Below are 21128 nucleotides of genomic sequence, written 5' to 3'. Positions count from 1 at the left end.
GGGCCTACCCGCCAGCGTGCCTCACCTTCAACGATCGAGCGAACTGACGGGTGGGCCCCGGAATAAATCCGGGGAGTGAGTGCAGGGGGAATGCTCAAGATACAGTTCATCCGAAGGATCCCATGACAGACGCCCCGGCCCCATCGCCCCGCCGCCGTACCCTGTCGGTCGACGACTACGTCGCCGGCGTGCGGTCCGGCGACCGGGCGGTGATCGCCCGCGCCATCACCCTGGTGGAGAGCCGCAAGCCGGCCCACCGGGAGCTGGCGCAGGAGATGCTGGTCCGCCTGCTGCCCCATGCGGGGGCGGCCCACCGGGTCGGCATCACCGGTGTGCCGGGCGTGGGCAAATCCACCTTCATCGAGGCGCTCGGCAAGCACCTGACCGGCAGCGGCCATAAGGTCGCCGTCCTCGCCGTCGATCCGACCAGCGGGCGCTCCGGCGGCTCGATCCTGGGCGACAAGACCCGGATGACCGATCTCGGCCAGGACGAGAACGCCTTCATCCGTCCGTCGCCCTCGGCCGGCACCCTGGGCGGCGTCGCCCGTGCGACCCGCGAGACCATGGTGGTGGTGGAGGCCGCCGGCTTCGATGTCGTGCTGGTGGAGACCGTCGGCGTCGGCCAGAGCGAGGTCACCGTCGCCGACATGGTCGACATGTTCATGGTGCTGATGCTGCCGGGCGCCGGCGACGAGCTGCAGGGCATCAAGAAGGGCATCCTGGAGATCGCCGACATGCTGGTGATCAACAAGGCCGACGGCGACAACAAGGACCGCGCCCAACGGGCGGCCCGTGAGTACAAGGGCGCCCTGCATATCCTGCAGCAGGCCGACCCCGATTGGTCGCCCCGGGTGCTGACCTGCTCGGCCCTGGTCGAGCAGGGGATCGACGAGGTCTGGGGCACGGTGAAGGAACACCGCCAGGCACTGGAGGCGGCAGGCTCCTTCGAGCGCAAGCGCGCCGGCCAGCAGGTCCGCTGGATGTGGGCCATGGTCCGCGACCGGCTTATCGGCGCACTGGAGGGCCACCCGGAGGTGAAGGCCCTGGTGCCCGAGTTGGAGGCCGCCGTGGTCGACGGCGATACCACCCCGGCGGTGGCGGCGACCCGCATCCTGGAAGCGTTCGGGCTCGACCACGCCTGAGCACCCCACAACCATCGTCGTCTTGACCCCGCATCGCGCCGCTCTCTAAGGTTTCGCCACCCGGCGACAAGATCGGGGTTCCTGCGGGGAGGTACTCGTGACGGCAGACCCACGCGCGCCACAGGCGGCGCGGAATCTCGATCTCGACCGGTTGCTCGCCCATCACAAGCTGATGTGGCGGATCCGCGCCTTCGAGGAGGCGGCACTCCGGGCCAATACCGATAAGCTGGTGCTGGGCGCCATCCATCCCTCCATCGGCCAGGAAGGGGTCGCCGTCGGCGTCTGCTCGAACCTGCGCACCGACGACATCCTGGCTTCCACCCATCGCGGCCACGGCCACACCCTGGCCAAGGGCGCCGATCCCACCGCCATGATGCGCGAGCTGTTGGGGCGCGAGGGCGGGACCAGCAACGGCAAGGGCGGGTCCATGCACATCGCCGACTTCTCGGTCGGGATGCTCGGTGCCAACGGCGTTGTCGCCGCCAACATCCACATCACGGCGGGGGCCGCCCATGCGATCAAGCTGCGCGGCGAGGACCGGGTCGCCTGCTCGATCTTCGGCGACGGCGCGATCAACCGGGGACCGTTCCTCGAAGGGCTGAACTGGGCCAAGGTGTTCGAGCTGCCGGCGCTGTTCGTCTGCGAGGACAACGGCTACGCCTCGACCACCCGCACCGCCGACATGACCGCCGGCAAGGGCCCGGCCGCCCGGGCCGAGGCGATCGGCCTGCCGGCGATGGAGGTCGACGGCAACGACGTGGTCGCCCTGGACGAGGCGGTGCGCGACGCGGTCGCCGCAATCCGCGCCGGCGGCGGGCCGCGTTTCATCAACGCCAAGACCTACCGGTTGACCGGCCATACCGCCGCCGACCCGGACGGCTACCGCGCGCGCGACGACGTGGCCGCCGCCTGGAAGCGCTGCCCGATCACCCGCCTGGCCCAGACCCTGGCCGATGCCGGGGTACGCGGCGACCAGCTCGCCTCCCATGAGCGCGACGCCATCGAGGAGATGGACGCGGTCTATGACGACGCCAAGGCGGCCCCCTGGCCGCCGCTCTCCCGCGCCTTTGCCGATGTCCAGGACGTCGGCGATCCGCGCAACGGCGCCTATTGAGGAGGCCCCGCATATGGTGACGATGACCTACGGCGAGGCCGCCAAGAACGCCCTGCACGAGGAGATGCAGCGCGACCCCACCGTCTGGGCGCTGGGCGAGGACCTGCGCCGCGGCGGGGTGTTCGGCCAGTACAAGGGCCTGCCCGAGATCTACGGCCCCGACCGGATCTCCGACGCGCCGATCTCGGAGGCCGCAATCATGGGCGTGGCGGTAGGGGCCGCCCTGTCCGGCACCCGGCCGGTGGTGGAGATGCGCTTCGCCGATTTCGCGCTCTGCGCCGTCGACGAGCTGGTGAACCAGGCGGCCAAGGCGCGCTACATGTTCGGCGGCCAGGCCAAGGTGCCCATCGTCGTGCGCGAGCCCATGGGCATGTGGCGGTCGTCCGCCGCCCAGCACTCCCAGAGCCTGGAGAGCTGGTACACCCATATCCCGGGGCTGGTGGTGGTCTGCCCGTCCAGTCCGGTGGACAATTACGGCCTGCTGAAATCCGCCATCCGCTGCGACGATCCGGTCGTCTACATGGAGCACAAGAACCTCTGGGCACTGGAGGGCGAGGTCGACAACAACGACCCGCTGCCGCTGGGGCGCTGCCGTTTCCTGCGCAAGGGGACCGACATCACCCTGGTGTCCTGGTCGGCGACGGTGCACGAGACCATGGCGGCGGCGAAGACCTTGAACGATGCCGGCGCGTCGGTGGAGGTGATCGACCTGCGCACGCTGTGGCCCTGGGACAAGGAGCGGGTGTTCGACAGCGTGAAGAAAACCGGCCGGCTGATCGTGGCCCATGAGAGCGTGCAGGCCGGCGGGTTCGGCGCCGAGATCGCCGCGACCGTGTCCGATGTCTGTTTCCGTGAGTTGAAGGCCCCGGTGAAGCGGCTGGGCGCGCCGCGGGTGCCCATCGCCTATGCCCCGCCGCTGGAGGATACGGTGCGGGTCACCGCCGCGATGATCGCGGAGACGGCGCGGAAGCTGATGAAGATGTGACGGACGGTTCTTCGACACGCCCCGGCCCCGCCCCATCCGTCGTCCTGACGCACGTCAGGACCAAGCCACGAACGGCGGAGCCGGGGGAAAACGGAAGCGTCGATGGTGGAGCGTTGATCCTGACGTGCGTCAGGATGACGTGAGGGTGGCCACGAGCGGATACAACGACACAGACGTTCGTCAGGATGACGACATGAAATTGCAGGAGTGAACGCATGACCACCAACGAGATGACCGGCGGCGAGGCTTTGGCGCGGATGCTGCAGGCCTTCGAGATCGGCCCGATGTTCGGGATGGGCGGCTTCCAACTCCTGCCGTTCTACGACGCCGCCCGCCGCCTCGGGCTCAAACATTACCTGATCAACGACGAGCGCTGCGGCGCCTTCGCGGCAGACGCCTATGCCAAGGTCACCGGCCGGGTGGGCGTGGTCGACGCCACCTTGGGCCCGGGTGCGACCAACCTGGTCACCGCCCTGGTGGAGAGCTTGAACGCCGGCATTCCCATCGTCGCCCTGATCGGCGACAGCCACCGGATGCATTCCTGGAAGAACATGACCCAGGAGTCCCGCCAGCTCGACATCCTGCGCCCCGCGGTGAAGGAGGTGCTGCGCGTCGAGTATATCGAGCGCATTCCCGAACTGGTCCGCCGCGCCTTCGCCGTCGCCACGTCCGGACGACCCGGCCCGGTCGTGCTCGACGTGCCGGAGGACATCTGCCACGGGACCTACGGCTTCGACGAGGAGGAGTTCGTCGTCGATCCGATCCACCGCGCCGCCCCGGCCCTGCGCAGCCGGCCGGACGCCACCGCGCTGGATACCGCCGTCGACATGCTGGCCTCGGCCGAGCGGCCTTTGATGCTCTGCGGCGGCGGCGTCCATATCAGCCGGGCCGCCGACAGCGTCACCGCCTTCGCCGAGGCGACCAACATGCCGGTGGCCCATACCATGTCCGGCAAGGGCGCCATCGCCTGCACCCATCCTCTCTCCGCCGGTCTGTTCGGCCGCTACGACCGGATCGCCAACAAGCTGATCGAGGAGGCCGACGTCCTGTTCGTGGTCGGCTGCAAGCTCGGCGAGATCGCCACCAAGCGCTACACCGTGCCGCCCAAGGGCAAGACCGTCATCCACCTGGACATCGTCGCCGAGGAGATGGGCCGCACCCTGATGCCGGCGCTGAGCCTTTGGGGCGACGCCAAGGCGACTCTGGACGAGCTGCGCGTCGCTCTGGGCAAACGCGGCCTGAAGGACAAGCTGGCCGACTGGGCCGCCGACGTGCCCAAGCGCATGGCCGCCTGGCGTCAGGACGTGGACGGCCGGCTGAACGACGAGTCCTCGCCGATCAACATGGCACGGCTGCTGAACGAGCTGAACAAGGCGCTGCCCGCCGACGCGACCCTGGTGGCCGATGGCGGCTTCGCGGCCCATTGGGGCGGGCTGGTTTACGACACCAAGCAGGCCGGGCGCGGCTTCGTGCCGGACCGGGGTTTCGCCTCCATCGGTTACGGCGTGCCGGGCGGGATCGGCGCGACCCTGGGCGCCCGGCATGACGGGCTCGGCCCGGTGGTGGCCCTGACCGGCGACGGCGGCTTCAACATGGTGCTGGGCGAGCTGGAGACGGCCCGGCGCCTGGGGCTGGCCTTCACGGTGATCGTGGTGAACAACGCGGCGTCGGGCTACGTGAAGGCGCTGCAGCACCTGATGTACGGCGAGGGCAACTACCAGTCCTCCGACCTGGCGGAGACCAACTACGCCGAGGTGGTCAGCGCGTTCGGCTGCCAGGGCATCCGGGTGGAGACGCCGGACGAGATCGCCCCGGCGCTGGCCAAGGCCCTGGCGGAGACCGGCCGGCCGACGGTGCTCGACGTGGTGGTGACGCGCGACCCGGCGAAGATGCTGCCGGCGGTCGATAACCGCACCGTGCAGGTCAAGAAGGGCGACCGGGTGGCCTAACGAGCGGCCCGTCCGCCGGAGCCGAGCCTTCAGCCTCGGCAGGTATAGTAGCCGCTATATCCCGCCGTCAGCCCACGCTCCAGATTCAGCACGAGATCCGCCTCCACGGGCTCTCCCGGTCCCTCGGATGCGAGCTCGCCACCGTCTCTGCCGGAGACACGAAGGGTGATGCCAGGGGCTGACAGGACCGGGGCGTTTGCGGTGGAGCGCGCGTCCGGCGAGAGCCGCACGAGGTCGCCGCTGATCTTCAGGAGCGCGGCTGCGCTTCCCTGCTGGTTGCCCACGGCCAGGACCGAATGGCTGTCCGGGGTGTAGGTGAAGATACAGTCCGGTTGTCCGGCAAAGAGCTGACCCATCTCCTCATCCCGCATGAATTCCGGGTCCAGGACGGACACCTCCGCGGTGGATAGCGCCTCCTCAAGGGAGACGATCGTGGCTGGAGCCGGATCCGCCTCCGTGCCGTCGCCATTGCGGTCGATATCGGAGATCAGATACCGCATCTCGGCGATTTCCTTATCCTGGGCGAAGATGATCTCGTCGGCCAGTTTCCGGACCCGCGGGTCGGAGATGCCGGCACGTGTCGACGTCATGATCGCGATCGAATGGTGAGGGATCATTGCGCTCATGTACGACCGGTCCTGGACCGTTGCCTGCCCTCGGACCAGCCAGAGCGAGCCGCCAAAGAGCAGGGCCGCTCCGATGAAGATCGCGGCATTCGCGGCGCGGTTCGTGTACATGGAGAGCATGAACGCCAGCATGACAATGGCCATCGTCGCGCCCATGAGGATCGCCATATACGCACGCGTTTCCGACCAGAAGACATGACTGAAGAGGTAGGTGTTCAGATACATTAAGCCGAGCATCACCACAGTCGACGTGGCGATCATTGCGAAAAATCGGCGGTATTTCATGACAACCTCCTGATAGTGTCATGAAGTGCCAACGTCGTTACCGCCCTGGAAGGTTGCGTAATTCGTGAAATTTCTTACGGGCAGTTAGACCTGGGGTGACCAGCGGCGAGGTGTTCCATCGCTGTTCAAATCTGTCCCCTGCCACGACGCGCGCACTGAGGTAGGGTGGCGGCCGCTCAGAAGAACCGACCGGGAGGCCGCCATGAAGCTCTACTACACCCCGAACTCGCCCTATGCCCGGATCTGCCGGATCACCGCGATCGAAGGCGGTTTGGGCGACCGGCTGGAGCTGGATTGGGTCGGGCTGCGCACGCCGGACAGCCCGGTCATTTCCATTTCGCCGCTCGGCCGGGTGCCGCTGCTGGAGGATGGCGACCTCGTCCTGTCGGAGGCGCGCCACATCTGCGCCTATCTCGACGAGAAATCCGGCAAGCGGACCGTCGCCCGCTACGGCGACTGGCACGCGGTGGCGGCCGAGGCCCAGTCGCTCGCCTTCCTCGACGTCGTCACCGTCTGGTCCCGCGAGACCCGGCGCCAGGAGGAGGACCGCTCGAAGTTCATGCTCGACGTGGCCGACATTCAGGTCCGGCGCGGCCTCGCCCACCTGAACAAGACCGTGACGGTCCCCGAGGGCGCCCCGCCGATCAGCTTCGACGCGCTCTGCCTCGTCGCCGGGATCGGCATGATGGAGTTCTACGAACTGGTGCCGGACTGGCGCGAGACCTATCCGACCCTCGCCGCCTGGTCGGACGCCTACGACACCGTCGAATCCATCGCCACCAGCAAGCCCAGTCAGGACGCGCTGCGGCCTCTGACGCGCTGAACAGCTCACCCAGACCCGCATACGAGGCCCCCATGTCCGCTCTTCCGCTCGACGGCGTCCGCATCTTCGATCTGACGCGCATCCTTGCCGGCCCCACCGCCACCCAGCTTCTCGGCGATCTCGGTGCCGACGTGATCAAGATCGAGCGGCCGGGCCAGGGCGACGACACGCGCAAGTGGGGCCCGCCCTATGTGAAGGGCCCGGACGGCGAGGACACTTCCGAGAGCGCCTATTACCTCTGCGCCAACCGGTCCAAGCGCTCGATCACCATCGACCTCGCCAGCGCCGACGGCATCGCGTTGGCGAAGCGGCTGATCGGCGAATGCGACGTGCTGGTGGAGAACTTCAAGGTCGGCTCGCTCGCCAGGCTCGGACTCGGCTACGACCAGCTCAAGGACGAGTTCCCCGGCCTGGTCTACTGCTCCGTCACCGGCTTCGGGCAGACCGGCCCCTATGCCGAGAGGGCGGGCTACGACTTCCTGGCCCAGGGCATGGGCGGGATCATGTCGGTGACCGGCACGCCGGGGGTGGAGCCGGTGAAGGTCGGGGTCGGCATCGCCGACGTGATGACGGGCATGTACGCCGCCACCAACATCCTGGCCGCCCTGCGCCACCGCGACCGCACCGGCGAGGGCCAGCATATCGACGTCTGTCTGCTCGACACCCAGGTCGCCTGGCTGGTGAACGAGGGGACCAACTACCTGGTCTCCGGCGAGGTGCCGAAGCCGCTGGGCAACGAGCATCCGAACATCGTGCCCTACAAGGTGTTCCCCACCGCCGACGGTCACGTGATCCTGGCCTGCGGCAACGACCGGCAGTTCCAGGGCTGGTGCGACGTGGCCGGGGCGGACGAGCTGAAGAACAATCCCGACTACGCGACCAACCCGCTACGCCTGAAGAACCGGGTCGCGCTATATGCCGCCATGCCAGACTACATGATGACCAAGACCACCGACGAATGGGTCGCGGCGCTGGAGGCGGCGAAGGTGCCGTGCGGGCCGGTGAACACGATCGACCGTGCCTTCGCCGACCCGCAGGTGCAGGCCCGAGGGATGCGCATCGACCTGCCGCATCCGCTGGCCGGCGAAGGGACGGTGCCGCTGATCGCCAACCCGGTGAAGCTGTCCGGCACCCCGGTGCGCTACCGCTACGCGCCGCCGACCCTGGGCCAGCATACCGACGAGGTGCTGGCGGAGATCCTCGGCCTGTCCGAGGCGGAGATCGCCGCCGAAAGGGACAAGGGTGCCGTCTGACCTGACGATTGAGCAGGTTTCCGCGCGCCGCCGGTTAACGGTCGCCGCCCTGTTCATGACCGGGGCGGCCTCGCTGGTGGCCGCCACAACGCTGATGGCCAAGGTGCTGGGCCAGGATCTGCTGGGACCGCCGCTGCCGGGCTTCATGGTCAGCGCAGGGCGCTTCCTGTTCGCCTGGATGGCGCTGGTGCCGGTGATCCTGGTGATGCGGCCCGGCTTCCAGGGCACGCGCTGGCGCCTGCACGCGGCCCGCTCGGTGGCGGGATGGGCGACGGTGACCTGCATCTTCACGGCTGCCGCCCTCATGCCGCTGGGGGATGCGACGGCGATCTCCTTCCTCAACCCGCTGATCGCCATGGTTCTGGCGATCCCGCTGCTGGGCGAGCGCGTGGGGCCGTGGCGCTGGGGCGCGGCGGGCATGGCGGTGCTCGGCGCGCTGGTTCTGATCCGGCCCGGCATGGCGGCGTTCCAGCCGGCGGCGCTGATCGCGCTCGGCGCGGCGCTGTTCGGGGCGTTCGAGGTGATCTTCATCAAGATGCTGACCGGCAAGGCGGAAGGCGGTGGCGAGCCCGCCATCCGCATCCTGTTCGTCAACAACACGATCGGTGCCACCGTGGCGCTCTGCGTGGCCCTGAGCGTCTGGCAGTGGCCGACACCGCAGCAGTGGCTGCTGTTGGTCGCCATCGGATTGGTCATGGTCACGGCACAGAGCCTGTTCATCCAGGCGATGAAGCGGGCCGACGCGAGCTATGTGATCCCGTTCTTCTACGCCGCCCTGGTCTTCGCCGCCCTGTACGACGCGGCGGTGTTCGGCGTGATCCCGGTGCCGCTGTCCATTGCCGGCGCGGCGCTGATCGTCACCGGCGCCATCGTACTGGTCTGGCGCGAGCGGGTGAACCGGGTGGCGGAGAGCTAACCGCCTCAAAAAAACTCCCCGGATTAATTCCGGGGCCCACGGTCAACCTGCGTTTCGCTTCAAGGGATCGTGCGACCCTGGGCGTGGACCCCGGAACAAATCCGGGGAGTGTGAAGGGGAGGGGGAGCGGCTCACCCCAACTCCAGCGTCATGAACACGCTGTACGGGTCCTCCCGGTAATCCCCGAACGGGCCGCACTCGGTGAAGCCGTAGCGCGCGTACAGCGTCCGCGCCGCCGCGAAGCCGTCGGGCGATCCGGTCTCCAGGCTGAGCCGCGTGTAGCCCCGCGCCTTGGCCGTCGCGATGGCGTGCTCGACGATCTTCCCCGCCACGCCCTTGCCGCGATGGGCGGCGGCGGTGTGCATCGACTTGATCTCGCCATGCTCGGACGACAGCTCCTTCAGCGCGCCGCAGCCGATCAGGGCGTCGCCCTCCCACACGCTCCAGAACGTCACCTCGGCCACCTGCAGGCCGCTCAGGTCCAGCGCATGGCGGCTTTCCGCCGGCGAGTGCAGCGCCATGGTGTCGAGATGGGTCTGCAGCAGGGCGTGGACCTCGGCCAGGTCCAGGCCGCCCTCGCGAATCTCGGGCAGGGCCGTCATCGTCACTCTCCCCCAAGGGCGCGCGCGGCCTCGGCGATCTCCGTCGGTATGGACGAGGGGCGCCGGGCGTTCATGTCCAGATGCACGCCGAACTGGGACAGCTCGGCCACCAGGTCGCCGGTATCGGCCCGGATCATCCGGTGCACCATGCGCATGGAGGAGCGGCCGATGGCGCCGATGGTGGACTCGGTGTCCAGCGGCACGCCGACCCAGGGCAGGGCGCCGAGCGTCATCTGGAACTCGAAGGTGGAGTAGCCGACCCGGTTGTCGCGCATATGGCTGGCGGTCCAGCCGATGGCGTTCAGCAGGTGTCCGCCGGCCGCGGTGAAACGGTGGACCATGGCGTCGAGGGTCAGGCGTCCGGCCGCGTCCACGTCCTTGGGCAGCACCACATCGGTGGCGGCCGGGACCCAGGTGGCCCCGGCGCCGACCGCCGGCCGTTCCTCGCGGACCTCGCCGTCCCAGTCGGCATAGCCGTCGAGGGAGACCGGGCTGTCCAGGGCGAAGGTCTGCTCGGTCGTCGCGGCGACGGCGTCCGCCTCCATGTCGATCAGCTTGTGGCCGATGGTCAGGCCGCCGCCCCAGCCGCCGCCAGCATCGCCGCCGGTGGCGCGGATCGGGGCGGAGACGATTCGGTAGGTGTCGCCGGCCCGCAGCTCCTTCTTGTAGCGGGTGTAGCAGGAGGTGGTCCGCGCCTCCTTGGCCAGCACGCCCAGGCCGAGCAGGGCGCGGTCGCCGGCGGCGCGGAACTTCTCGTAGTAATAGGCCACCGTGAAATGCTCGACGATGTCGCATTCCCAGGGCGGGACGGCGGATCGGAAGGTCTCGTGGAAATCGGTCACGCGGTCGTCCCCCAAAGGCTCGTGGCAATCTCAGCTGGTGGCAGTCTCAGTCGGTGGCAGTCACAGACGATAGAAGCGGGTGGCGGTGTCGTGGAAGACCGCGTCCAGCTCCGGCCGGGTCAGGCCGGACAGGATGTCGAGGAAGCCCTCCAGCTGGTCGCGGAAGCCGACGCGCAGGCTGGCCGGCGGGAAGTTGGAGGCCCACATGCAGCGCTCCGGGCCGAAGATCTCCAGCGCTTCCAGCACCACGGCCCGGTTGCTCTCAACGCTCCAGGGCGCATCCTTCAGCCCGAGTTCCGACAGCTTCAGGTGAACCCAGGGGATCCGGGCGATGCGCTTCATCTCGACCCGCCAGGCGGCGAGTCCCTCCGGCGAGCGGTCCCAGGGGAAACCGGTATGGTTCACCACCACCGGGATCTCCTGATGCTTCTCGATCAGCTCTGCGGCCTCGCCCAGATGCCAGAACGGCACCCGCAGGTCGTAGCTGAGGCCGTATCGTCCGAGCGCTTCGTAGCCGCGGCGCCAGGCCGGGTCGGTGAGGCTGCGCGGCCCGTCCGGACGGGGGGCGTCGAGTGTCGCTGACGTCACCGGTTTGGAACGGATGCCGCGCATCAGCGGCGAGCGGCAATGGCCCTCCAGCTTTGCTTCCACATCGGGGTCGTCCAGCCAGACATGGCCGACGATGGCATTCGGCATTCCGTCGCGTGCGGCGAGGCCCGTCAGCCATTCGGTCTCGGCGACCTGATTGTCCCGATCCCACTCGGCTTCGCAGTGCACGGTCTTGACGATGTTGAAACCGACCGCATCTCGCTTGTAGTCCTCTGGAAGATAGTTGCGTTTCAACGCACTGTAGTCGCCGAGGAAGAAATGCGGTTCCGGGCGGTCGCTGAGCCAGGGGTAATAGTTCGCCTCCAGGTCCCAGAGATGGTGGTGGGAGTCGACAATCTTCAGGTCGGTCATGCGGCGGGTCCGGCTCAATCCTGTTGATCAAGCATGGCACGGGCCGGCGCCGCGGGCCAAGGGATGCACCGGTAACATGAGCGAGGAACAGGCATGACCAAACGGATTGCGGTACTGACGAGCGGCGGCGACTGCGCCGGCCTGAACGCCGCGATCCGCGCGGTCGTCCTGCACGCCAATACGATCTACGGCTGGGAGGTGATCGGAATCGAGGATGGGACCCGCGGCGTGATGGAGCGTCCGATGCGGGTCCATCCGCTCGCCCCGTCCAATTTCGACGGCCACATGCTGCGCCGCGCGGGCACGATGCTGGGCAGCGTGAGCACCGGCGACCCCTTCGCCTTCCCCTCGCCGCACGGGCCGGTCGACCGCTCGGAGGAGATCGTGACCGGGCTGAAGGATCTCGGCATCGACGGGCTGATCGGCATCGGCGGCGACGGCAGCATGCAGATCCTGGACAAGATCATGCAGCGCGCCGATCTGCCCTTCGTCGGCATCCCCAAGACCATCGACAACGACGTCTTCGGCACCGACACGACCATCGGCTTCGACACCGCGGTTACCGTGGCGGTGGAGGCGCTGGACCGGCTGCATCCGACGGCGCAGAGCCACAACCGGGTGATGATCCTGGAGGTCATGGGCCGCGACGCCGGCCATATCGCCACCCATGCGGCGGTCGCCGGCGGCGCCGATGTCTGTCTGATCCCGGAGTTCCGCTATTCCATCGACGGCGTGGTCGAGGCGATCCAGAGCGTGGGCCATCACGGCCGCCGCTTCTCGCTGATCGTGGTGGCCGAGGCGACGCCGAAATCGGACGGCACCCAGGCCATGCGGCCGCGTCCCGGCGGCGGCGAGCGTTATGGCGGCATCGGCGAGTGGATCGGCGACGAGCTGGAGAAGCGGATCGGCGCCGACGTGCGGGTGACCACGCTCGGCCATGTCCAGCGCGGCGCCGAGCCGAACGCCGCCGACCGGGTGCTGGCCAGCGCGCTGGGCGTGCATGCGGTCGACCTGATGGCCAAGGGCAAGACCGGCCGGGTCGCGGTCTGGCGCAACCGGGGCGTGGGCGACGTGTCCATCGAGGACGTGGTGTCGAACAAGCGCCCGGTCTCGGCCGACGACATCGTCGTGCGGACGGCCCTGGGGCTGGGAATCTACCTCGGGGACGTGCCGTTGGCGCACCAGCCCTGAAACGGTCCGGACGGAGAGACGGCCCTACGTGACGTAGTCGACGAATGCCGAGACGTCGGAGACCGATACGCCGACCAGCTTGATGGTGGTGCCCGAGGTCAGACCGACATAGGTCGCGTCGGTTACGGGAGAAATGGAGGTGATCGAGACCGATCCGACGAGTTGCAGGCGGTCCTGTGTCACGTCGAAATCGACGATGTAATCGAACCCTTCGTTGGCGTCGGTAAAGACGAAGATGTCGGCGCCGCGATTGCCGTACATGTCGTCCTGGCCCTGTCCGCCGAAGATGCTGTCGTCGTCCTGTCCGCCGTAGATGGAATCCCACCCGTCGCCGCCGACGAGGACGTCGCTACCCATATTTCCGTAGATCACGTCGTTGCCGTCGCCGCCGCTCAGAGTATCCCAGCCGTCGCGCTGGGCGAGCGGGGCGCCTCTCGGTGTTCCGTCGTTCTGTCCGCCGTAGAGGGTGTCTGCGCCTGCGCCGCCCAAAATGTGATCCGTGCCACGGTTGCCGTAGAGGAGATCGCCGGCCCATCCGCCGGACAGGGTGTCCTGACCGCTGCCACCCCAGAGCGTGTCGCGGGCTCCTGTACCGACGAGGATGTCGGCCACGTCCGTGCCGGTTTGCTGGGTGACGATGGTCCCGCCGGCACCGTAGATCGACTGGATCACCTCAATGTCGTAGGCGGTCAGCTCCTCCTGCCCGTCGGCGAAGGTCGACATGATCGAGGGCGTATGGTCGATATGGCCGAGTCCGAGGGCGTGCCCCACCTCGTGCACCGCCGTCGCGTAGAAGATCCAGGTGTCGTTCGGGTCCATGGCGATCTGCGAGAACTCGAACTCGGAGGAGCCGAGAATGCCGTCGCTGTCGTAGTCATAGTTGGCAGCCCATCCGAGCACGCCGAGATAGCCATCGGAAAATGGGTCCCAGCCGATGATCCAGTCGGCAGTCCAGGGGTCCGAAATCTCCTGGTATGTGATATTGGCGACGGCCGACCATTGCGACATCGCCGCCTCGAACAGGGACCGGTAGGACGCCGAGAACTCGGAGGCTCCGGTCGCGCCGACGTTGAAGGAGTAGGTGATCGGCTGTCCCACTTCCCAGTGGGCGTCGAGATAATCGGAAGCTTGTGGCATGGCTCGATACGGCTCCGGTTGGCGGGGACAGGGCGTCCGACTGCGCATTGACGACAAGCAAAATCTGGACCAGTCCAGCCTAGACATTCCTGCGCACCGGGCATTTCCGATGGCGCGTGCAGAAACACCCGGTGACGTCCCATCCGGCTACGTTTACGCTCCCCCCCCATGCTGCTCGACACCGTCCCCTCCGTCTGCCCGCACGACTGCCCCAGCGCCTGCGCCCTGGAGGTGGAGCGGATCGACCGTTCGACGATCGGACGGATCCGCGGGGCCGCGGCGAACGACTACACGGCCGGGGTGATCTGCGCCAAGGTCGCGCGCTATGCCGAGCGGGTGCACCATCCCGACCGGCTGATGAAGCCGCTGCTGCGCACCGGGCCGAAGGGCTCCACCCAGTTCAAGGAAATCGCCTGGGACGAGGCGCTGGACAGGGTCGCCGGCGCCTTCGCCGAGGCTACGGCAAAGCACGGTGCCGAGACGGTCTGGCCGTACTATTTCGCCGGGACCATGGGCCTGGTGAACCGCGACGGGATCAACCGCCTGCGCAACGTCATGGGCTACTCCCGCCAGGACGCCAACATCTGCACCACGGTCGTGCGCGCCGGCTGGATCGCCGGGATGGGCGACGTGAAGGGCACGGACCCGCGCGAGATGGCCAAGGCGGACCTGATCATCATGTGGGGCGGCAACCCGGTCTCCACCCAGGTCAACGTGATGACCCATGTCGCCCGCGCCCGAAAGGAGCGCGGCGCCCATTTCGTAGTGGTCGATCCCTACCGCACGCCCAGCGCTGAGGCGGCGGACGAGCATGTGATGGTGCGGCCCGGCACCGACGGGGCGGTGGCCGCCGCGATGATGCATGTGCTGTTCCGCGACGGCCACGCCGACCGCGCCTACATGGCCCGCTTCGCCGAGAACGTGGCGGAGTTGGAAGCGCATCTGAAGCCCCGCACCCCGCAATGGGCCGAGGCGATCAGCGGCGTGCCGGCCGCCCAGATCGAGGCGCTGGCCAAACGCTATGGCGAAACCCAGCGGGCCTATATCCGGGTCGGCTACGGCTTCGCGCGCTCGCGCAACGGGCCGATGCAGGTCCACGCCGTCGCCTGCCTGCCGACCGTCGGCGGCAAGTGGCAGTACGAGGGCGGCGGGGCGCTGTGGAAGGTCGACGGCTACTACAAGGTCGACAAGTCGCTGATCGAGGCGACCGACCGGCTCGACCCGTCGACCCGGGTGCTCGACATGTCGCGCATCGGCCCGGTGCTCACCGGCGAGGACGCGGTCGTGTGCCAGGGCCCGCCGGTCACCGCCATGCTGATCCAGAACACCAATCCGGTCGCCGTGGCACCGGATACCGGCCGGGTGCTGAAGGGCTTCAACCGCGACGATCTGTTCGTCGCCGTGCACGAGCAGTTTCTCACCGAGACCGCCCGCCATGCCGACGTGGTGTTGCCGGCGACCACATTCCTGGAGCATGCCGATCTCTACACCGCCGGCGGGCACCCGCACCTGGAGGTGCACGACGCGGTGATCGACGCGCCCGGGGAGTGCCGCAGCAACCACCGGCTGCTGAACGAGCTGACCCTGAAGCTCGGCGGCGACCATCCGTCCTGCCACATGAACGAGGCCGAGCTGCTGGACGCCACGCTGAGGAGATCCGGCTATCCGGGCTTCGCCGAGATGGTCGAGCGGCGCTGGCTCGATATCGGGCCGAAGGAGGAGGCCGACAGGCGCTTCGCCAACGGCTTCCCGACGCCCTCGGGGAAATTCCGGTTCCGCGCCGACTGGTCCGCCCTAGGGCCGAGCGGTGCGGGGATCGAAGGATTCCCCGATCATGTGGACATCGTCGACCGGGCGACCGGGGACAAGCCGTTCCGCATGGTCACGGCTCCCGCCCGCAACTACCTGAACACCTCCTTCACCGAGACGGCGACCAGCAAAAAGCGCGAAGGGCGGCCGACGGTGATGCTGCATCCCGATGCCGCCGCCGAGCTGGACGTGGAGGAGGGCGCACGGGTGCGGCTCGGCAACGGGCAGGGCTCCGTGGTGCTGCACGCAAGGCTGTTCGATGGGGTGCAGAAGGGCACGGTGATCGTCGAATCGGTCTGGCCGAACGCGGCTTTCGAGGAGGGGGTGGGCATCAACCTGCTGACCTCCGCCGACAGCCCACCTCCGATGGGTGGGGCGGTGTTCCACGACACCGCGGTCTGGGTGCGGAAGGCTTAGGCGCTCGCCCCCACCTCCACCGTCTCCCTGGCCTTGCGCCGGGGCCCAGAGAGGCCATCGCCGGAGCGTCGGAGACTCATCCCGACCCCTCCAGCAGTTCTTGTTTTGGATCCCGGCGCGGGGCCTGGAAGACGAGAAGGCGGAACGGGGTCCACCCCCGTCCACCGCACCCCACGCTTGCGCCGAACCCGTTCCGCCTGTAACGAGTCATAGTGATGAAATCGCATGGAATAAAATCGCCGTGGCCGATACAGCCGTAGACTCGACCCCCGCCAACGACGCCCTGCCGGGCGAGCCGGCGCACGTCATCGTCGTCGGCTGCGAGAAGGGCGGGTCCGGCAAGTCCACCACCTCCATGCACCTGACGGTGGCCCTGCTGCGGCTCGGCTACGCGGTCGGCACCATCGATCTGGACGCGCGCCAGTGGACACTGACCCGCTACCTGTCGAACCGGGCGACCACGATCCAGCGTGAGAAACGCAAGCTGCCGATGCCCCGGCACTTCTTCCTGGCCCCGTCCGAGCAGCCGGTGCGCGACGAGGCTCGGGCCGAGGACCGGGCCCGGTTCGAGGCGATCCTGGAGAAGCTGCGCGGCTTGGTCGATTACGTGGTCATCGACTGCGCCGGCACCGACAGCTACCTCGCCCGCGTGGCCCATTCCTATGCCGACACCCTGGTCACCCCGGTGAACGACAGCTTCATCGACCTGGACGTGGTCGCCCACGTGGACGGCCAGACCGGCGAGATGGCCCGGCCCAGCGTCTACGCGGAAATGGTCTGGGATCAGCGCAAGGCACGGGCCCAGCGTGACGGCGGCTCGATCGACTGGATCGTGATGCGCAACCGTCTGTCCACGCTGGAGGCGAACAACAAGAAGGAAATGGCCGATGTGTTGCAGCGCCTGGCGCGCCGCATCGGCTTCCGCATGGCGCCGGGCTTCAGCGAGCGGGTGATCTTCCGAGAGCTGTTCCTGCAGGGGCTGACCATGCTGGACATGTTCGACGACAAGGCCCGCCCGGACGCCGCGCGCCCGCGCATGTCCCATGTCGCCGCCCGTCAGGAGGTGCGCGCGCTGATCAATGCGCTGCAGCTTCCCGAGCGCCGGCCGCGGGCCCGCCAGACCGGCTGACCTCTCCGCCCGCGGTGCGGATCGCCGCGACCAGTTTCGTCATTTCCTCCGCGTTGTGCGCCACGCGGCGAATCATCTCGGTGATCGAGGCCCGTGCTTCGGCGGAGAGCGTCCAGCCGAGCGGCGGCTCGATCTTGAACGTGTCCTCGCAGCCCGCCATCTGCCGGCCGGCAGGATAGAGGCGAGCGCCAGGAACAGCACCGGGGCCGAGCCCACCGCGAAGCCATAGGCGACCGGGTCGGCCAGTGCGAAGACCCCGCCGACGGCTGCGGTGAGCAGCGACAGTCCGACCGTCACCGGCACGATCAGTCCGAGGCTTCCCCGTCCCTTCCAGTTGGCCCCGGTCTGAAACCGCGGCTTGCCGATGGCCGTACGCTTCCAGACGGCGACCAGGTAGACCGCCGCAAGGGCGACCGCGACCAGTGTCAGCCAGTCGGCGACCCCGTGGGTGGTCGCCAGGATCGAGATGGCGCAGAGATAGGCGATCAGGCCGAGCAGGCGCCGATACCAGGAGACCACCCGGCGCTCGCCGGGAGAGAGGGGCGGTGAGACCGCCTCCGCCTCGACGGTCTCGGCACCCCCCGGCGCCGGTCCAGGCCGCGGGCGATCAGGATGTAGCGCGCCCAGAACCAGCTCTGCCAGGCCCACAGGCCCACCCCGAAATAGAACAGCCCGATCTCCTGCGCCACGCCGCGCGACAGGCCGAGGACGATGTCGGCTCCCTGGCTGGCGCCGATCAGGAAAAAAGGGCACCGACGGCGATGACCAGAAGTCGGACGCCATGGAAACCTCCCTCCAGCGATATCTGTCGCGGGAAAGAGTATCCTGTTATGTAGGTATAGATTAGTGAAATTGCCCGCTATGAGAGAGTGATCCGTGCCATTGCCGCGTCCGCCAGCTCGAAATCCGCAGCGGCATAGCGGCGGGCGCCGATCGCTTCGTAGAAGGCGATCGCCTCGACGTTGCGCGGATGCGCCTGCCAGGTCACCCAGTCGCCGTCGCGCGCTCGGGTGGCGCGGGCCACGGCGGCGAGCAGGGCGCGGGCGATTCCCCGCCGCCGGTGGCCACGGTCCACGTACAGATCCATCAGCACGCTTCCCGGTCGGGCCCGGCCGATATGAAAACTCTCGTGGAACAGGGCATAGCCCACGGCCTTGGCGCGCCGCTCGGCGACCAGGGCGGCGAACCGGGCGTCCGGCCCCAATCCCCAGCGGACGAGCGAGGCGGCGTCCATCGGCGGCGGCGGCGCGCCCTCATGGGCGGACAGGGCGGCGATCATGGCGATGACCCGATCGGCGTCATCCGCGTCCATGGGCCGGATCGAGAAATCCGGGCGGTCGGCCTGCTCCTGCATCGCTTCCTCTCCCCGGTCGCCGCGTTCTTGGCGCTATAGTGTTGGCATCGGACGCCGGAGCACCGATCTTAAGGGGACGGACCCCTGTAAGGGAACGCACGGCCCCGTATAGGCGGCGGTCAGACTCGCGAAACGGGCATGTGATGGGTACCAAGGAAGACCGCGACCGCAAACTCCCGGTGGAGCCTGGACAGGCCGGCGGAGAGATCTCCACCAGATCGGAGGTCGACGCCTTCCTGTCCACCGTCCGGTCCATGCCGAAACAGGAGCCGACCGGCCGGCGCGGCCGGCTGGTCTTCGCGCTCGACGCCACCGCCAGCCGCGAGCCGACCTGGGATCGGGCCTGCCACATCCAGGCGGAGATGTTCCACCAGACCGCCGCCCTGGGCGGGCTCGACGTGCAGCTCGTGTTCTATCGCGGCTTCGGCGAGTGCAAGGCGTCCAAGTGGCATTCCGACCCCAAGGCGCTGGGCAAGGTGATGACCGGCGTGCGCTGTCTCGGCGGGCAGACCCAGATCGCCAAGATCCTGAAACACGCGATCAAGGAGACCAAGCGCGAGAAAGTCGGGGCGCTGATCTTCGTCGGCGACGCGTTCGAGGAGGATATCGACGCGGTGTGTAATTCGGCCGGCGAGTTGGGGGTCCTGGGCGTGCCGGTCTTCGCCTTTCACGAGGGCGGGAACCCGGTGGTCGCGCGCGCCTTCCAGCAGATCGCCACCCTGACACGCGGCGCCTACTGTCCGTTCGACCTGTCCAGCGCCGACCGGCTGAAGGAACTGCTGGCGGCCGTCGCCGTCTATGCCGCCGGCGGGCGCCGGGCGTTGCTGAGCTACGGCGAGGGGCGGGGCGAGGCGGTGAAGCTGCTGACCCGCCAGGTCGGGGGCTGACCGGTGCAGTATGTGGTTCTGGCGCTCTGTGTGGTCGTCGGCCTCGCGCTCATGGGCCGATGGCTGCTGAACGCCGAGCCGCGTCATGTCCTGCGGGCGGCCAAATGGCTCGGCCTCGTCGTCGTGGCCGGCGTCGCCGGGTTCATGCTGTTCCGCGTCGGCCTGCAGGGTCTGGCCATCGCCGTGCCACCGCTCCTGGTGTTCCTGTTCCGTGGGCGGCGCATCTGGCAGGCGCTGCGCAATGCCGCCAAGGCGGCGCGCGGGCCGACGCCGGGGCAGAGCACCGGGGTCCGCACGCACTGGCTCGCCATGACCCTCGACCACGACACCGGCGCCATGGACGGGGAGATCCTGCAGGGCCCCTTCGCCGGACGGTGGCTCTCCGAGCTTTCTCCCCAGGAGCTGTCGGCCCTGGCGGATGAGCTGGACGGCGATACCGAGTCCCGCCAGGTGTTCGACGCATGGCTCGACCGGATGGGCCCGGAGACCGGGGATGCCGGGCCGGACGCGCCGCCGCCGCCCGGGAGCGACGACGAGTCGGTGATGACCGCCGCGCGCGCCCGCGAAATCCTCGGGGTCGGACCCGATGCGGACGACAAGGAGATCCGCGAGGCCCATCGTCGGCTGATGCTGGCAAATCACCCCGATCACGGCGGATCCTCGTGGCTCGCGACCCAGATCAACCTCGCCAAGGACGTCCTGCTGCGCCCGGGTTCATAGAGCGTTCACAGGGGCGCGCTTGCGCGAGACCTTGGCATTGCGCGATAACCCCCCAACTCATAGGCACATCCCGTCTAACTGATACCCGGATTGTGAGGAGACGATGCCTGTACCCGTCCGCAAGGCCATTTTTCCTGTTGGTGGCCTCGGTACCCGCTTTCTGCCGGCAACCAAATCCATGCCGAAGGAGATGCTCACCGTTGTCGACAAGCCGCTGATCCAATACGCGGTCGAGGAGGCGCGCGAGGCCGGTATCGAGGAACTGATCTTCGTGACGGGACGCGGCAAGAGCGCCATCGAGGACCATTTCGACGTCGCCTACGAGCTCGAGGACATGCTGACCTCGCGTCAGAAGCATGACGCGCTCAAGCTCCTCAGCGCCACCATTCCCGCGCCGGGCAGCACCGCCTTCACCCGCCAGCAGGAGCCCCTGGGCCTCGGCCACGCGGTGTGGTGCGGCCGCAACTTCGTCGGCTCCGAGCCGGTCGCCGTTCTGCTTGCCGACGACCTCATCCTGTCGGAGCCCGGCTGCCTGAAGCAGATGATCGAGGCCTATAACGAGGTCGGCGGCAACATGGTCGCGCTGATGGAAGTCGAGCGCGACGCGATCTCCGCCTATGGCGTGGTCACGCCGGGCGAGGTCACCGGCAATCTGGTCGAGGTCCGCGGCATGGTTGAGAAGCCGAAGCCGGAAGAGGCGCCGTCCAACTACGCCGTGATCGGCCGCTACATCCTGCAGCCGAAGGTGTTCGAGGATCTGGGCCGCATGGAGAAGGGGGCCGGCGGCGAGATTCAGCTCACCGACGCGATGGCCCGCCAGCTCGGCCTGCAGCCGTTCAACGGCGTGCTGTTCGAGGGCCGGCGTTTCGACTGCGGCAACAAGGTCGGCTTCCTGGAGGCCAACCTCGCCTTCGCCCTGGCGCGCGACGATATGCGCGATGACATCAAGGCGTTCCTCAAAGAGTACGTCTAGCGTCTGCTGACAGA

The 21128-nt window shown here is 68.2% G+C and carries 20 protein-coding genes; 13 read left to right on the top strand and 7 right to left on the bottom strand.

Annotated features, from left to right (window positions below; genetic code table 11):
- The first annotated feature begins 122 nt into the window (after window positions 1–122).
- The 4 genes from meaB to BLS34_RS04660 all read left to right on the top strand — a co-directional run bounded on the left by meaB (window position 123) and on the right by BLS34_RS04660 (window position 5190).
- Window positions 123–1142 carry a methylmalonyl Co-A mutase-associated GTPase MeaB gene (gene meaB, locus BLS34_RS04675; protein WP_093148504.1) on the top strand — a complete coding sequence of 340 codons (1020 nt, stop codon included), beginning with the start codon at window positions 123–125 and terminating at the stop codon, window positions 1140–1142.
- A gap of 97 nt (window positions 1143–1239) precedes the next feature.
- On the top strand, window positions 1240–2256 hold the full coding sequence (locus BLS34_RS04670) for a thiamine pyrophosphate-dependent dehydrogenase E1 component subunit alpha (protein ID WP_245701913.1): 1017 nt from the start codon (window positions 1240–1242) through the stop codon (window positions 2254–2256).
- A 13-nt stretch (window positions 2257–2269) separates the two neighbouring features.
- Window positions 2270–3241, top strand: coding sequence for an alpha-ketoacid dehydrogenase subunit beta (locus BLS34_RS04665; RefSeq protein WP_093148503.1), 972 nt, complete (start codon window positions 2270–2272; stop codon window positions 3239–3241).
- Window positions 3242–3456: 215 nt separating this feature from the next.
- Complete coding sequence (locus BLS34_RS04660) at window positions 3457–5190, top strand: thiamine pyrophosphate-binding protein (protein WP_093148500.1); 1734 nt, start codon at window positions 3457–3459, stop codon at window positions 5188–5190.
- Window positions 5191–5219: 29 nt separating this feature from the next.
- Here the strand turns inward: BLS34_RS04660 and BLS34_RS04655 are convergent, their stop codons facing one another.
- Complete coding sequence (locus BLS34_RS04655) at window positions 5220–6101, bottom strand: DUF305 domain-containing protein (protein WP_093148499.1); 882 nt, start codon at window positions 6099–6101, stop codon at window positions 5220–5222.
- Between the two features lie 202 nt (window positions 6102–6303).
- Between BLS34_RS04655 and BLS34_RS04650 the strand changes: the two genes are divergently transcribed.
- Genes BLS34_RS04650 through BLS34_RS04640 form a run of 3 tightly spaced genes read left to right on the top strand, consistent with a single transcriptional unit; the run spans window position 6304 to window position 9093 of the window.
- Entirely contained in the window at window positions 6304–6924 is a 621-nt protein-coding gene (locus BLS34_RS04650) for a glutathione S-transferase family protein (RefSeq protein WP_028793777.1), read from the top strand.
- Between the two features lie 32 nt (window positions 6925–6956).
- Entirely contained in the window at window positions 6957–8177 is a 1221-nt protein-coding gene (locus tag BLS34_RS04645; RefSeq protein WP_093148496.1) for a CaiB/BaiF CoA transferase family protein, read from the top strand.
- Complete coding sequence (locus BLS34_RS04640; RefSeq protein ID WP_245565578.1) at window positions 8167–9093, top strand: DMT family transporter; 927 nt, start codon at window positions 8167–8169, stop codon at window positions 9091–9093. The genes BLS34_RS04645 and BLS34_RS04640 overlap by 11 nt, the downstream gene beginning before the upstream one ends.
- A 131-nt stretch (window positions 9094–9224) precedes the next feature.
- On the opposite strand, the gene BLS34_RS04635 is transcribed toward BLS34_RS04640, so the two are convergent.
- The 3 genes from BLS34_RS04635 to BLS34_RS04625 are packed head-to-tail and all read right to left on the bottom strand — an operon-like array spanning window position 9225 to window position 11497.
- Window positions 9225–9695, bottom strand: a complete 471-nt coding sequence (locus BLS34_RS04635; protein WP_093148493.1) for a GNAT family N-acetyltransferase — start codon at window positions 9693–9695, stop codon at window positions 9225–9227.
- Window positions 9696–9697: 2 nt separating this feature from the next.
- The gene (locus BLS34_RS04630; RefSeq protein WP_093148492.1) at window positions 9698–10537 is read right to left on the bottom strand and encodes a thioesterase family protein; all 840 of its coding nucleotides are present in this window, start codon (window positions 10535–10537) and stop codon (window positions 9698–9700) included.
- A 60-nt stretch (window positions 10538–10597) separates the two neighbouring features.
- The gene (locus tag BLS34_RS04625; protein WP_038013900.1) at window positions 10598–11497 is read right to left on the bottom strand and encodes an amidohydrolase family protein; all 900 of its coding nucleotides are present in this window, start codon (window positions 11495–11497) and stop codon (window positions 10598–10600) included.
- 93 nt (window positions 11498–11590) lie between these two features.
- Between BLS34_RS04625 and BLS34_RS04620 the strand changes: the two genes are divergently transcribed.
- Window positions 11591–12688, top strand: a complete 1098-nt coding sequence (locus BLS34_RS04620; RefSeq protein WP_093148491.1) for an ATP-dependent 6-phosphofructokinase — start codon at window positions 11591–11593, stop codon at window positions 12686–12688.
- A 24-nt stretch (window positions 12689–12712) separates the two neighbouring features.
- Here the strand turns inward: BLS34_RS04620 and BLS34_RS04615 are convergent, their stop codons facing one another.
- Window positions 12713–13825, bottom strand: a complete 1113-nt coding sequence (locus BLS34_RS04615) for a matrixin family metalloprotease (RefSeq protein WP_175474091.1) — start codon at window positions 13823–13825, stop codon at window positions 12713–12715.
- Between the two features lie 168 nt (window positions 13826–13993).
- Here BLS34_RS04615 and BLS34_RS04610 point away from each other — a divergent pair, with 168 nt between their 5' ends.
- Both BLS34_RS04610 and BLS34_RS04605 read left to right on the top strand, forming a co-directional pair.
- Window positions 13994–16051, top strand: a complete 2058-nt coding sequence (locus tag BLS34_RS04610; protein WP_093148485.1) for a molybdopterin-containing oxidoreductase family protein — start codon at window positions 13994–13996, stop codon at window positions 16049–16051.
- 241 nt (window positions 16052–16292) lie between these two features.
- Window positions 16293–17180, top strand: a complete 888-nt coding sequence (locus tag BLS34_RS04605; RefSeq protein WP_028793785.1) for a division plane positioning ATPase MipZ — start codon at window positions 16293–16295, stop codon at window positions 17178–17180.
- A gap of 72 nt (window positions 17181–17252) precedes the next feature.
- On the opposite strand, the gene BLS34_RS04600 is transcribed toward BLS34_RS04605, so the two are convergent.
- Both BLS34_RS04600 and BLS34_RS04595 read right to left on the bottom strand, forming a co-directional pair.
- Complete coding sequence (locus tag BLS34_RS04600) at window positions 17253–17699, bottom strand: hypothetical protein (protein WP_093148482.1); 447 nt, start codon at window positions 17697–17699, stop codon at window positions 17253–17255.
- A 340-nt stretch (window positions 17700–18039) separates the two neighbouring features.
- Window positions 18040–18534, bottom strand: a complete 495-nt coding sequence (locus BLS34_RS04595; protein ID WP_093148481.1) for a GNAT family N-acetyltransferase — start codon at window positions 18532–18534, stop codon at window positions 18040–18042.
- A gap of 143 nt (window positions 18535–18677) precedes the next feature.
- On the opposite strand from BLS34_RS04595, the gene BLS34_RS04590 reads away from it, so the two are divergent.
- From BLS34_RS04590 to galU, 3 genes are all read left to right on the top strand, one after another.
- Entirely contained in the window at window positions 18678–19421 is a 744-nt protein-coding gene (locus BLS34_RS04590; RefSeq protein ID WP_093148478.1) for a vWA domain-containing protein, read from the top strand.
- 3 nt (window positions 19422–19424) lie between these two features.
- Complete coding sequence (locus BLS34_RS04585; protein WP_093148474.1) at window positions 19425–20141, top strand: DnaJ domain-containing protein; 717 nt, start codon at window positions 19425–19427, stop codon at window positions 20139–20141.
- A 103-nt stretch (window positions 20142–20244) separates the two neighbouring features.
- The gene (gene galU, locus BLS34_RS04580; protein ID WP_028793788.1) at window positions 20245–21114 is read left to right on the top strand and encodes a UTP--glucose-1-phosphate uridylyltransferase GalU; all 870 of its coding nucleotides are present in this window, start codon (window positions 20245–20247) and stop codon (window positions 21112–21114) included.
- Window positions 21115–21128: the final 14 nt, after the last annotated feature.

Origin of the sequence: Thalassobaculum litoreum DSM 18839 (assembly GCF_900102465.1) — a bacterium.
Lineage (GTDB): Bacteria > Pseudomonadota > Alphaproteobacteria > Thalassobaculales > Thalassobaculaceae > Thalassobaculum > Thalassobaculum litoreum.
The sequence above is the reverse complement of the archived record's forward strand: the minus strand, read 5'-3'. Positions and strand labels throughout refer to the sequence as shown.